Raw genomic sequence first — 12,306 nt, 5'->3', positions numbered from 1 at the left:
GAAATATCGTCAGCCAGACTTCGCCAACAATTGCGGACCAACGTCCCTCCATTGTCTCTGGCGAGGGGTGGCGTGCCGGATTCGCGGCCTCCTGGGTGCTCCAGATCCGATCCCGCTCGTTCCCGGCGGCAACCCTGGCGGACGAGGCCGCGCGGCGCCGCTGGCTCGGTGTGGCCTTCTCGATCGTCATCCGGACGAAGTTCCTGGACGACCTGCTGGATTGGGCGGTCGCGTCCGGCGTACGCGGTTTTTGCAGACCGCTCCCTGACCACTCGGGCATCCGATCCTGCGTACCCCGACTGGATTCGCACCAGCGGCACCCGGCTCCGGATGAGGTCTAGACCTCTCGCCTCGGATGCCCAACCGGACCGCCGGGACGCGAGACAAGTACGGGCGTGGGCTCGCGTCTGGTTGGGCTTTCTCGACGCGGTGGGCTGCTCATGGTCGGCGGTGACGCAGAGCGAGGCTGACGGGTCCACGTTCTGGCGCGTGACCGATGTGGACGAGCTACGACGGCAGGGCGTCGGACCTTGTCGGATCGCCTATAGAACGCTACCGTTTCACTATGAAACGCTACCGTTCTACAGTGGTGTTCGCATGCGGAATCCGGTGATCCTGCCGCGGTCGATGCGTCGGGGGCCGCAGCTTGCGGGCTGGTCGCCCACCGCAACCGGGGTGGCCGGGTTCAAGGTGCGCGCCGAGTGCGATGTGCCGATCCCGCTTGCGGACCGCACGGTGCTGCGCGGCGATGTGTACCGGCCCGATACCGACCAGCCCCGACCGGTCCTGCTCGGCTGGAGCCCATATCAAAAGGACCTGATGCCGACCGGGTTGCCGGCACCATTCAACGAACCCGGTGACGTCCGGCATCTAGCGCGGCGTGGCTATGTGGTAGCGGTGGTGAACGCCCGCGGCACCGCCCGTTCGGGGGGAACGTTGCAGCCGATGCTAGGGGCTGCGGAGATCGACGACCTGTGCGAGGTCATCGCCTGGCTGGCGACCCGGCCGTGGTCGAACGGTCGCGTGGGCATGACCGGGATGTCGTACTTCGCGATCAGCCAGCTTTTCGCGGCGGCGCGGCGGCCGCCCGCGCTGGCGGCGGTGGCACCGTTCGGGGCGGCGACCGACCTGTACCGGATGGTGTTGACGCATGCCGGCGTTCCGCACCCCGGCTTCCTCGGTCGCTACGCCGCGCTCAACGGAGCGGTCCAAGGCGTGCGGCTGCCTCCGAACGTGCGACACGCCCTCGGCTACGTCGTCGGTACCCGGCCCGTGCAGGCGCTGACCCGAGCCGTCATCTCCCGCCAACTGCCGCGGCTGACCCGCCGGGCCAGCCCGCCACAACCGTGGCTGGACCGGTGGGTAGATTTGCAGCTCGACAGCGGGGTCGACCGGCCGGACGTCCCGGCGCCGGATGTGGAGCGCATCGCGGTACCGGCCCTGATCGGCAGTGAGTGGAGCATGGTGGGGCTGCACCTGTTCGGCGCATTCGACGCCTGGCACCGGATCAGCGGCGAGAAAAAGATGTTCATCGGCCCTCGGCGCAACGACTGGCCGTTCACCCGCTACCAGGACGAGATCCTGGCCTGGTACGACCGGTTCCTCTGCGGAGTGGACAACGGTGTGGACGCGCTGCCACCCGTGCGGTACTGGCTGCACGGCGCGGAGCGGTGGGAGAACGCGGCCGACTGGCCGGCACCCGACGCCGGCACATGGCGACTGTTCCTCACACCGACCGCCTGCGGCGGGCTCGCCGACACGTACGGCGGCCTGGCTGCCACACCGCCCGCAGCCGGGGGGACAACCCGCTGGTGGGCGGCGATTCCGACCGGCATGGAGTGCCCGGGCGCCTTCATCCGCTCCGACCGGCAGGTGCTGCGTTACCTCACCGAGCCGCTTCCCCGCGAGGCACACCTCGCAGGCCCGGCTCATCTGACGCTGCGCCTGGCCAGCACCGCACCAGACACCTACCTCCAGGCCAGACTGTCCACGATCGGGCCGGTCGGTTCACCGGCCCGGGTACTCAGCGTCGGCTGGTTGCGGGCCGCGCACCGGATCGTGGACGACTCACGCACCACATCCACCGAGATCGTGCACGACCACGAGCGGCTGGCACCGCTCGTACCGGGAGAACCGAGCACCGTGCGGTTCAGCCTGGCGCCGTTCGCCGAGATGGTGCCGGCCGGAGCGCGGCTGCTACTGGAACTGGGTAGCGACCCGTCCGCCCTGGAAGCCCCCGCGGCCCAGGGCTATGTGTACTTCGCCACGGCCGGCCCCCCGTACCCGGCGCGCAACACCGTCGGCCATGGCGGAACCGAACCCAGCCGGCTGGACCTGACCGTCCGCGGTGCTACACCGTGGTGACCACCGAGCCCGACCCACGGATCACCCGGACCCGCCAGCGGGCCATGGCCAGCGTGCTCCAACTGCTCGCCGAGGGCGGCTTCGATGGACTCAGCATGGAAGGGATCGCGCAGCGATCAGGTGTCGCCAAGAGCACCATCTATCGACACTGGAATACACTTCCGCAACTCGTGCTCGACGCCTTCGCATCGATCAACCCAACGCCGCCGGCCCTCGTATCCACCGGTTCACTCCGCGACGACCTGCACGCCTTTCTGACACAACTCGCCGCCGGAGTCACCACCGGTCCGTGGGCGTCGCTGATGGCACCCCTCGTCGCCGCGGCAGAGCGCGACGAGCAGTTCCGCGCCCTAATTCACGACTTCGTAGAGAGCCGCCGCCGGCACCTGAGCAACCTCTTCCAAGCGGCCATCGACCGCGGCGACCTGCCGCCGGACAGCGACCCGGACCTACTGGCCGGCCTCATCGGCGGAAACCTGTTCTACCGCCGCCTGATCAGTCGCGAACCCATCGATGACAAACTGATCGCCCAACTCACCGAGGTACTGACCCCGCGCCGGCAGCGGCACGCTTGACAGCGGACAGGCCGGGGTACGCGGTGGTGTCAACCGGCGTGGCGTTACCGACCGCTTGGCCACCGTTATAGCTTCATCACCGATATATTGAGGCCGTGGCTGTTCTTCGTCAGGACTGATCTGGCGGGGACAGCCATCCGCCCATTGAGGGTCCAGACTAGACATCCCGATCTCGTTGAACAGGTGGATGACCTGCCGAATCGTGTCCTCATCGGCGTGGACGAGGCGGGCGATGGCAGCCACTGTGATCCCACCGGCCGAGGCGAGCACGACCATCGCCCGCCGCAGTCGCAGCGGGGAAACGGTTCCCCGGCGGGTGATTCTGAGCAGCTGCTGACCTTCCTGGTCACTCAGCCGCCGCACGCGTACAAGATCTGCCACCGCCTGACCGCCGCGACGCCGCCTGGCCGACAGGCCGGACGGCGTGTCGGCCAGGCGGCGTGAGCTTTCGCGGTCACGGCACTAGCGTACGTAGATGAGCACTACTCCGATGGCCGGACTGCGGCTACGGTTCCTCACCGATCCGGGCGAATTCCTGGCCGCAGCGGGTGACTACCTGGGCGCCGATCCGGTCGTCAGCACGGTTGTGACCACCATCGCGCACCGGCGGTTGTCGCAGCGGGCCGAGGAGATCTCGCAGCCCGACCGCAACTGGTGGCTGGTGGTCAGCGACGATTCCGGCGCCGTGGTCGGTGCCGGGATGCGCAACGCGCCGTATGCCCCCTACCCGCCATTCCTGCTGCCCATGCCCGACGAGGCGGCCGTTGCGCTCGCCCACGCACTGCACGAGCGCAGGGAGGAGGTACTCGCGGTCAACGGGGCCCTACCTGCCGTTGAACTGTGCGCCGGCGAGCTGACCCGGCTCGGTGGAGGTCGAGTCCAGGTCAGCCAGCAGACGCGGCTGCACGAGCTCGGCGAGTTGGCGTGGCCGTCACCTGTGCCTGGCGGCTTGGTGGCCGCGACCCAGGACGACGTCGGACTGGTCACGGAGTGGTTCGCCGCGTTCATGGGCGACGCCGACGAACAGGCGGGTCGCCCGCGCGGTTCCAGTGCGCACGCAATGCCCGACCGGGCGGAGATGCTGCGCCGGCTCCAAGCCGGACGGCTGTGGTTCTGGGTCGACGAGACTGGGGAGGCGGTGCACCTCACCGGTGCCAACCCACCGTCGTTCGGGGTGGCCCGTGTGGGCCCGGTATATACGCCGCCAGCCCAGCGCGGGCGTGGTTGGGCCAGCAACGCGGTCGCCGAGGTTTCCCGCCGAATCCAGGCTGAGGGTGCGCGGGTTTGTCTGTTCACCGACCAAGCCAACCCGACCTCGAACAAGATCTACGCCGCCCTCGGCTACCGGCCGGTCGTCGACATGGCCAACCTTGTCATCGTCCGCTGACGCCAAATGCATCGCGGCAGAGGCGTGCGACATTGATCCCCCATTGTTCCGGTCTGTACCCGTGACGACGCCTGGGTCTTCCACGGGTGGTGCGACACGCGAGATCTGCTGAGAATGCCACCGACCTCTTGGTCACTGCATCGAACTGGTGTCGCGTCATCCGAACTCGGCATGACCGCGCCGCTCTGCGGAATGTGCGGATGCGCGGATGCGCGAATGCGCGGTCTGCCGAGGCGGACGGTTTCGGTGTGGGCGTGAGCGTCGTGGGAGCAGCGACCGCTCAGTGTCGTTCGATCCTTGCCTATGTCTCGACGCTCTTGATGATTAAGTTACGTAGTGTGCTGGTCAGTCGGCGGGCGGCGTTCAGGTCGAAGGCCGGGCCGGTGACGTCGATCGTGCGGCGTACCTGAAAGGCGGACAGTGCGGAGTCGGATGGTGTGTCAATCCGGTCGGCGATCGGCTCGATCGCCTTATCAACCGGCGTGGCGAACAGCTTTGCCATGACCCTTACCGCAGTTCGGGTCGGTTGCCTGAATGGTTCGGCGAGTCCCGTGTTCACGAACAAGGGGTTGTACAGCATGTACCGGATGGGGCTGTCGGGATGCTCGTCGGTGAAGGCGACGCCGAGCAGGTCGTTGGCGCGGGCGCCCTGCATGGTGGCGACCAAGGGCCGGTAGCGTCCCCGGAGTTGGAGGTCGTCCCAGTGCAGCCGGCCGGCCTTGCTGCCGGTGCCGCACAGGTTCACGATGACTGGGTGTGGCGCACGTTCCAGTGCGGCGCGTAGTTCCTCGGCGAGCAGGTACCGGCTGAGCACGTACAGTGCGAAGGTGCGCTCAATTCCCTCGGCAGTCTCCTGACGCTTAGTCTGATAGCGGAAGGCGCCGAACACAAGGGCGTCGATACTCGGGTACCCCGTGCGTAGGTGGTCGGCGACCCGGATAGTCATCGTCGGCGAGCTGAGGTCGGCGGGCAGGAACGAACACCGGTCGCCGGCGGCGAGCCGATCGGCTTCGGCGAGTAGCGTTTCACCCTTGATCTGGTTCGTTCCGACGGCGATGACTCGGTCGCCTCGGCCCAGATAGTGCAGAGCCAGCGCCTTGCCGATGCCCTGGGTTCCGCCGGTGATGACCAATGTGCGCACAGGATGTCCCTTCCACTTGCCGGTACGCTCGATCTTCGGCTGACGGTGAGGACGGCGAAAGAAGGAACATTGATGTCTCCACTCCTCCCGGTGCCGGTTTCGGTACAGGACCGATCCTCGTGCGCGGCCGCGGACGTGCTACGGCGCACCGGCGACAAGTGGAGCGTGTTGCTGATGGCGGTGCTCGCGCATCGGCCGTACGGGTTCAACGAGCTCGATCGGGCCGTGGACGGGTTGAGCCGACGGATCCTCACCAGCACGTTGCGGGCGCTGGTGCGCGACGGGCTGGTGGACCGGACACCGAATTCCGGCCCTGCTGCGCATGTTGACTACGCCCTCAGCGACCTGCGGCGATCGTTGTTGCCACTCATCATCGAGGTCGGCCGCTGGGCGGAAACCCACGAGCACGACATTCGCAACGCACGCGCCCGTTACGACGCCGACGGCGGAGCTTGCTGATACGGGCATCCGCATCTCGCCATGAGCGGACGTCGCCCGGCTGACGACCGGGAGCACCATGGCTGAAATCTTCGGGTCCGTCGAAGTGGTCGTTACAGCGGATGCGCTGGTTAGGGCACCACCGGGTGGAATTGGTGTCTCAGCAGGGGGCGGGGGTTACAGGATGCGGGTCAGCTCGTGCGTTGCGGCGAACTGCGTGTCCGGGCGTGGTGGTGGCAACCGCAGAAGGTTATCGGCGTCGCGGTCGCGCTGTTGGCTGCCCAGTACGATCCCGGCGCGCTCCAGTGTCGGGTGCTCAACAAAGGGGAGGATCGCGTCGACTGGCAGATGCGGCGCTGTGACCATAAGCTCCCGCAACTGCGGTGCGGCGGCGAGTCCTTGGAGGGCTGCCGGGTGGCGGAGGTGACGCATCCCGAGGCATTCGGCCCGTATCAGCAAAGTGTTGGAGCCGAAGTCCGGAAGCCGTTCGGCGGTGAGCGTTTCCAGCCAGAGCCACTGCAGTGCCAGCAAACGTGTCACCGGGGTGAGGTCGCTGAGCTTTCGAACCCGGCGCAGGGCCAGGTAGCGAAGTGTGGGGATCTGGGTCAGCCATTCGGTGTTCGTCAACGAGCCGAGGGTCAGCGCCAAAGCCTGCAGGTGTGGCAAGGAAATGACGGGCAGGACGTGGTTGACGGGAAGCCGCCACAGCGACAGCTCCCGCAGACCCGGGTTGACGTGAAGCAGTTCGGGAAGCCCGCGCCGGTGCTCGGCGACCCTCAGCCGGCGAAGCCGACGAAACTGGGCAACAGGAGCGAGGTCGAGAGGCCTTCGGGTCTCGCCGATGTCAAGGAACTCCACGTCAGCACTCAACTGATCCAACGGGGCCAGATCAGTCAGGCGCCACAGACCCGCGACGCTGAACCGGCGAACATGTGGAAACCAACGCAGGAACCGCAGCGTCGCAAGGTCGTCATCGAACCCGTAGACCCGCAGCGGAACCATCGGATGATCCCCAGGAGCGCGGCCACCGACCGATACTCCGCCTCGGTGAGCGGCGACTGGAACTGGATGACATCCGCATCCCCCAGCCGGGCGCGGAGCTGCGCAACGTCGACCGGACTCCGCAGCTCCACGACACTGCCCATCCCCCACATGATCCTCCACCGCCTACCGCCCGCAGCAACCGGAACATGCCGGCGATCTGAGCCGCCGCAGCGGCAGTAGGGTCAGCCGGTGACCGCGTACGACATCGCCACCAGATTGCCGAACATCGGACGGCTGCGGCAGCGCTGTAAAGCACTGGCCGTGCTGGAAAGAACCATCGATGGTGGAGCACCGTACTACGCCTATACCTCAACATGGGGTTCGGACGAGGCGGCGCTGATGAGCAACGGAAGTGGCGACGAGTGGGCGGTCGTCTTCACCGTCGACGGAGCGTTCATCCGGGTCTTTGACCATGAGTCGGCCATGTCGCCCTACGGCGGCCCGGACCATGAATTGTGGCCGGGTCTACTTGACGGCATCCCCGCCGTACTACGTCCGCAGGTGGATGAACCCGCCTTCTGCGATGAGCACGGGCAGTTCATCGCGACCGCCGTGCTGTGGCGGCTATCCGATGACGACCGTTGGCACGCCGGCGACGGCATCACCTTCCCACTGCTGCGCGGACCGTACGACGACACCGGGCCGGACGGTTCCGGCATGCTCGAAATCCTGCTCGACGACATCGTCGACCAATACATCGAGTTCGCCAGCGACTACTACGAGATCGAGCTGAACCGGACCGCAGTGGAGGACATCGTCGCTCACCGGCCGCTCACCGACACCGTGATACGCACCCTGAACCCGCAACTCACCCTCGATGACCTGCGCAAGGACATCGCTACCATCGGCTACCCGACCGCCGCCACGTAGCGGCAGGCGGACCAGGCTGCTCGCCTGCAAGCGGGTATCCGTCACGGACCAGGACTCATCCGCCAGCGACAGACCCGAAAGTCGCCGCGCTGAACTCGGTCCGGGCAAATCAGCGGTCCCTGGCCAGGGACGCCGGGAGACCCTTCGAGCGGTTCTGGGCCTGGTCCCGATGGCGCCGGCGACGCCAGCACCCGGCACCCGGCACCCGGCACCCGGCACCACTATGTACAGCGACCGGTTCCGCTGGCCGCAGTTCCTGAACACCCCGGCACGAGCGACAGCGACCTCCCTCGATCCGCAGGAGCTTGACTCGTACACCATGCTGGAACCGGAAGCCGCCCGCCCGCATCTTGCGAGGAGGACCTGTGCGCAAGCCGGCCAAGACTGCCGCCGCCCTGTTCGGGCTCGGTGTGGGTGCCACGGTCGGCCCGTCCCTCGGGCCGGCCGCCCTCTGGTCCGGCGTCGCGGTGGCCACGCTCGGCGTCGTGCTCTCCCTGGTCGGCACGAAGGAATCCGATCTCATAGGGGACGGCCTGGCCGATCGTGACGAGAAGACCGAACTAGCAGGCGCCGATGCGGCCACAAAAACCGTGGATCGACGGCGGGATCGGGAACGGCCAACCCTCAGCGGCCTGGGCACTCGGGTGGAACAGATCCTCCGACTCGCCGAGGAGCAGGCTGAGGGAATCATTACCTCTGCCCGACGGGAGGCGGAAGCGATCCTGCACCGAGCGAACGAACAGGGAGCCGGACACGGGCCGGAATCCGTCTCCGATACCACCCATCGGAACGGCGCTACCTGACGAAAGTCTGAGCGCTCTTTGACTGACGGTGGCAGGGCCGAGTCCGTTGTCTGCACGCTGATCGCGCCTGCTTGGCCAGTAGCCCCACGACGGGCGAGCGCCGTCGTCGCCGTCCTACTCGACCCGACCGCGGGAGTCGGCGGAGAGGTCACCGCCAGGGGATTCCGGCTCGGCAGCCACTCTCCAAACAGCGATTCGTAATCACCGTCTCGGCGGCGGTCCGGTAGGCACTGTCGGTGATCATCAGGCGGGCGTGTGTCGGCGGTCGCCCCTGCCCCCGGGCTGCGGCAGCCTCAAGCCGGATTTCCAGCTTGCAGGCGGTTCAGGATGGTCTGGGCCAGCGCGGCGAGCCGGGTTCGTAGGTCGTCGTCGGCCCGCCCACCGAGGTCGTCTTCGAGATGTGCGGCCAGGGCGGCGACCGCCGGGAGCAGGTCGTCCAACGGGCTGCCCTCGTATCCGACCACGTAGAGACGGTGGGTTCCCACCTCGGCGGGGATGCTGCGCTTGAGGATCCGCTCGCAGGTGTCGGCGGCGATCAGCGCCACCGCAGTTGGCAGGGCCGGCTCCGGGAGCCCGAGTTCATCGGTGACCGCCGCCAGGCGCCGATTCGCGGCGTGCGCCGGCAGTGTCCGAGCTGACTCGGAGGCGAGCGCCACCACGGCATCGCCGTCGACGCCGGCCACAAGCAGGTCGCAGGCCAGCATCACCGCCTGGTACGGGTCGGCGCCGTCGAGCAGCGCTCGGGCCTGTTCGGTCCGAAGCCGGCGAAGAAGTTCGTCATCCACGCGCCGAGGCTAAGGGACGCCTCGTAGCCCCGCGCGTCTGTCTGGCGAGGATTGTTGGGCAGGATGCCTGGGCGGTTTCGTCCTGGCCGACCTGATCCTGTTCGTCGTCATCATCGGCCTGGCGGCCGTGGAGACCGGCCAGACCGCCGGGAAGCTGGTGCTTCGTCTCTCGGCCCGACCAGCCCGGCGACGCCGCTGCCGGGGCGCGGTCGCAAAGCCGCACCCCGGCAGGGACGCCGATCGGGACAAACATCATGACGGCATGTGTCGAGAGCCTCCGAGCCACCCGGGGCTCCAGTCAGCAGCCGAGCCGCTTACTCGAAAGGGCGATGTCGTCGATCCAGAGGTCGAACGCGCCGGGTGTTGTGCCGCCCTGGTAAAGCTGCCAGCCGATCTTCACCGTGTCGACCGTCGGCAGGACGAAGGGAACATCGTTGCCACCGTGGTTGCTCGTGGAGGCGGTCAGCTCCGGGTTCGCCACGCCGTCGATCCACACGGCGACTCGGTTGTCCGCGGCGTCGATTTTCCACTCGAAGCACTGCCAGGTGTCCTCAGCGACCGGGGCGGACTCCCGCCAGTTGGTCCAGTCGCCGGTCGGACCGCCGTCGGCGCCAACCCCCCAGAAGGTTCCGGGGACCGTGGGCGCGTACTGGCCACCGACTGGACGAACGACCTCCGCGCTGCCGGTGCCGGTCGCTTCCACCAGCGTGAAGTGCGCCCAGTCCGGGGCCGTGGGGAAGGCGTCGACGCGCAGACGCATCCGGCCGTAGAAGCGGTTGCTCGGCGCGGCGAAGTCGTCGACGCGCAGGAAGGCGCGCCCGTTGTCAACCGTGTGGATGTGTAGCACCTGGTTGCCGCGGTGGGCACGTTCGACGGTGAGCGTGCCGTGGCGGGTGTCGACGCCCCAGTTCAGCGTGCTGGGCCCTCCGGGAGGCAGTCGCTCGAAGTCCTCACAGAAGAGCAGACCACGCGGGCACGAGGGCGGGGAGGCCCCCGACGCACCGGCCGGAACGCTGCCGACTGCGGCACCGAGGATCAGTGCGGCGCTGAACACCGCGAGAAGTTTGCGCATAGTCATCCTCCATCACAACTGGTCCCCCACCACAGGGGCCGGGGCAGCAGGAAGTTTTTGGCCATCCGACGCTGTGGTGCTCCCGCTCGCACCGCTGCGGCGCGGTTGCCCCCGCGCTACGGCGATCCGAGCCATTCCGGCACGACCGCGCCAGCTCCGGCTATATAGATTTAAATGAGTATATGCGAAGGGGTTAGTTTCGGTCGACCGTCGTAAACCGGGTTCGACCGACCACGACGGCACCCGGGCCCGGAGCCGGTGGCTCCGGGTCCGGTCTGCGTCCTGACGCGGAGGGCCGGTGCGTGTCGCCGGTCAGGGGCTGGTGCAGGAGAGGCCGCTGGGCGCCACGTTGCTGCTGCCGTTGACCAGGAAGCCGAAGGTGGTCGAGGTGTTCGCGCCGAGGGACCCGTTGTATTCGGCGTTACGGACGCCGACCGCCCCACTGGTGCCGGTGTTGATGCCGTTCCAGACGTTGGCGATGGTCTGCCCACCAGCCAGCGTCAGCCGTACGGTCCAGCCGCTGACGGTGGTGGAGCCGTTGTTGGCCACGGTGACCTCGCCCTGGAAGCCACCGCTCCAGCTGTTGACCATGCGGTACGTCGCGGTACAGGCACCCGGCTGCCCGGTGCTGGGCGGCGTGGTCGGTGGAGCGGTGGTTGGTGGAGTGGTGGTCGGTGGAGCCGTCGTCGGTGGAGCGGTGGTCGGTGGAGCCGTGGGCGTTCCCGGCACGGTGGTGGAGGCGGCGTTGAGAGCGTTGAGGACGGCGGTGTACGCCGCCTTGGGGTTGCTGTTGCGGTCGAAGAGCAACGGGTTCTCGCTGCCGCGCCAGGAGTCGCTGTCCCGAATGCCCCACGTCGTGATGCCGACGCAACGGGGGACGTTCATGCAGGCCTGGGTCAGGCCCTGGTACTGACTGGTCGAGGCGTTCGTGACGTCGGCCTCGGTCAGCGCCACGTCAACCCCGAGGGCGGCGAAGCTGGACAGTGTCTGCTGGAAGTTGCCCGGCAGCGAGCTGCCACCGGTGAAGTGGGTCTGGAGGCCGACGCAGTCGACCGGGACACCCCGGGACTTGAAGTCCCTGATCATGTTGTAGACGCCCTGGGTCTTGGCGTACGTCCAGTTCTCGATGTTGTAGTCGTTGTAGCACAACTTCACGCTCGGGTCAGCGGCGTGCGCGGTCCTGAAGGCCACCTCGATCCAGCCGTTTCCAGTGGACTGCAGGTTCGACGACCGCCGGCTGCCGTTCTCGGCGAAGGCCTCGTTCACCACGTCCCAGTAGGCGAATTTGCCCTTGTAGTGGGCCATTACGCCGTTGATGTGGTCGATCATCGCGGTCCGCAGGGCGCTGCCGCTGAGACTTCCCCAGAACCGAGGTTGTTGAGCGTGCCAGGCCAGGGTGTGACCACGGAACCGCATGCCGCGCTGGGTGGCCCAGTTGTAGATTGCGTCACCGGCACGGAAATCGAACTGACCCCGGTTGGGCTCGGTCGCGTCGGGCTTCATCTCGTTGACGGCCGTCATCATGTCGAACTCGCGGTTCGCGATGGTCAAGAAACCCGAGTCGTTGAGACGGTCCGCCCCCATGGCGGCGCCGAAGTACCGGCCGCTGCGCTCGGCGGCAGCTTTCAGGGTGGTCCCGGGTGGTCCGCTGAGATCCGCGCGGGCAAAGGGCGCCAGGGCCATCGACGACACGGTGATCGCCAGGGCGCAGGCCCCGCCCAGAAGCAGCCTGGCGGCACCCCTGGTTCGGCGTTTCGGTTGAGCGGGTACGTCGTTCATCTGTGCCTTCTCCTCGGTGTTCTGCCTGGTCCATTGCCAATCCGAGGC

Annotated in this window: 12 protein-coding genes and 2 pseudogenes; 8 read left to right on the top strand and 6 right to left on the bottom strand. The window is 67.5% G+C overall.

All coding sequences use genetic code 11. The features are described 5' to 3' along the window. The first annotated feature begins 95 nt into the window (after nucleotides 1-95). From ACLQ28_RS26655 to ACLQ28_RS26645, 3 genes and pseudogenes are all read left to right on the top strand, one after another. Nucleotides 96-341 (top strand): hypothetical protein, encoded by a 246-nt coding sequence (locus ACLQ28_RS26655; protein ID WP_425689003.1) that lies wholly within the window; start codon nucleotides 96-98, stop codon nucleotides 339-341. A 148-nt stretch (nucleotides 342-489) separates the two neighbouring features. After that, complete coding sequence (locus ACLQ28_RS26650; RefSeq protein WP_425689002.1) at nucleotides 490-2,364, top strand: CocE/NonD family hydrolase; 1,875 nt, start codon at nucleotides 490-492, stop codon at nucleotides 2,362-2,364. A 44-nt stretch (nucleotides 2,365-2,408) separates the two neighbouring features. After that, nucleotides 2,409-2,894: pseudogene (locus ACLQ28_RS26645) on the top strand (TetR/AcrR family transcriptional regulator); the annotation flags it as partial. Here ACLQ28_RS26645 and ACLQ28_RS26640 read toward each other — a convergent pair. Then, on the bottom strand, nucleotides 2,814-3,215 hold the full coding sequence (locus tag ACLQ28_RS26640) for a helix-turn-helix domain-containing protein (RefSeq protein ID WP_425689017.1): 402 nt from the start codon (nucleotides 3,213-3,215) through the stop codon (nucleotides 2,814-2,816). The pseudogene ACLQ28_RS26645 and the gene ACLQ28_RS26640 sit on opposite strands and share 81 nt — an antisense overlap. Here ACLQ28_RS26640 and ACLQ28_RS26635 point away from each other — a divergent pair. Continuing rightward, nucleotides 3,123-3,383 (top strand): hypothetical protein, encoded by a 261-nt coding sequence (locus ACLQ28_RS26635; RefSeq protein ID WP_425689019.1) that lies wholly within the window; start codon nucleotides 3,123-3,125, stop codon nucleotides 3,381-3,383. The two genes, ACLQ28_RS26640 and ACLQ28_RS26635, sit on opposite strands and share 93 nt — an antisense overlap. A 31-nt stretch (nucleotides 3,384-3,414) precedes the next feature. Further along, nucleotides 3,415-4,326 (top strand): GNAT family N-acetyltransferase, encoded by a 912-nt coding sequence (locus ACLQ28_RS26630; protein ID WP_425689001.1) that lies wholly within the window; start codon nucleotides 3,415-3,417, stop codon nucleotides 4,324-4,326. A 301-nt stretch (nucleotides 4,327-4,627) separates the two neighbouring features. Here ACLQ28_RS26630 and ACLQ28_RS26625 read toward each other — a convergent pair whose 3' ends face one another. Continuing rightward, a complete protein-coding gene (locus ACLQ28_RS26625) occupies nucleotides 4,628-5,467 on the bottom strand; it encodes an SDR family NAD(P)-dependent oxidoreductase (protein ID WP_425689000.1) in 840 nt (279 codons plus the stop codon). Between the two features lie 72 nt (nucleotides 5,468-5,539). Between ACLQ28_RS26625 and ACLQ28_RS26620 the strand changes: the two genes are divergently transcribed. Further along, on the top strand, nucleotides 5,540-5,926 hold the full coding sequence (locus ACLQ28_RS26620; RefSeq protein ID WP_425688999.1) for a winged helix-turn-helix transcriptional regulator: 387 nt from the start codon (nucleotides 5,540-5,542) through the stop codon (nucleotides 5,924-5,926). A gap of 156 nt (nucleotides 5,927-6,082) precedes the next feature. Here ACLQ28_RS26620 and ACLQ28_RS26615 read toward each other — a convergent pair whose 3' ends face one another. Continuing rightward, nucleotides 6,083-6,907, bottom strand: a complete 825-nt coding sequence (locus ACLQ28_RS26615) for a hypothetical protein (protein WP_425688998.1) — start codon at nucleotides 6,905-6,907, stop codon at nucleotides 6,083-6,085. Nucleotides 6,908-7,138: 231 nt separating this feature from the next. Between ACLQ28_RS26615 and ACLQ28_RS26610 the strand changes: the two genes are divergently transcribed. Together ACLQ28_RS26610 and ACLQ28_RS26605 are read left to right on the top strand one after the other, a co-directional pair. Further along, the gene (locus ACLQ28_RS26610) at nucleotides 7,139-7,819 is read left to right on the top strand and encodes a hypothetical protein (RefSeq protein WP_425688997.1); all 681 of its coding nucleotides are present in this window, start codon (nucleotides 7,139-7,141) and stop codon (nucleotides 7,817-7,819) included. A 605-nt stretch (nucleotides 7,820-8,424) separates the two neighbouring features. Beyond that, a pseudogene (locus ACLQ28_RS26605) lies at nucleotides 8,425-8,553 on the top strand (cell division protein DivIVA); the annotation flags it as partial. A gap of 362 nt (nucleotides 8,554-8,915) precedes the next feature. Here the strand turns inward: ACLQ28_RS26605 and ACLQ28_RS26600 are convergent. From ACLQ28_RS26600 to ACLQ28_RS26590, 3 genes are all read right to left on the bottom strand, one after another. Then, the gene (locus ACLQ28_RS26600) at nucleotides 8,916-9,407 is read right to left on the bottom strand and encodes a hypothetical protein (protein WP_425688996.1); all 492 of its coding nucleotides are present in this window, start codon (nucleotides 9,405-9,407) and stop codon (nucleotides 8,916-8,918) included. Between the two features lie 298 nt (nucleotides 9,408-9,705). Continuing rightward, complete coding sequence (locus tag ACLQ28_RS26595; RefSeq protein ID WP_425688995.1) at nucleotides 9,706-10,479, bottom strand: hypothetical protein; 774 nt, start codon at nucleotides 10,477-10,479, stop codon at nucleotides 9,706-9,708. A gap of 312 nt (nucleotides 10,480-10,791) precedes the next feature. Continuing rightward, on the bottom strand, nucleotides 10,792-12,258 hold the full coding sequence (locus ACLQ28_RS26590) for an endo-1,4-beta-xylanase (protein WP_425688994.1): 1,467 nt from the start codon (nucleotides 12,256-12,258) through the stop codon (nucleotides 10,792-10,794). Between the last annotated feature and the right edge of the window lie 48 nt (nucleotides 12,259-12,306).

It is taken from the genome of Micromonospora sp. DT201 (assembly GCF_049841575.1).
Lineage (GTDB): Bacteria > Actinomycetota > Actinomycetes > Mycobacteriales > Micromonosporaceae > Micromonospora.
Note: the sequence above shows the minus strand (reverse complement) of the source record. Positions and strands in the feature narration are given on the sequence as shown.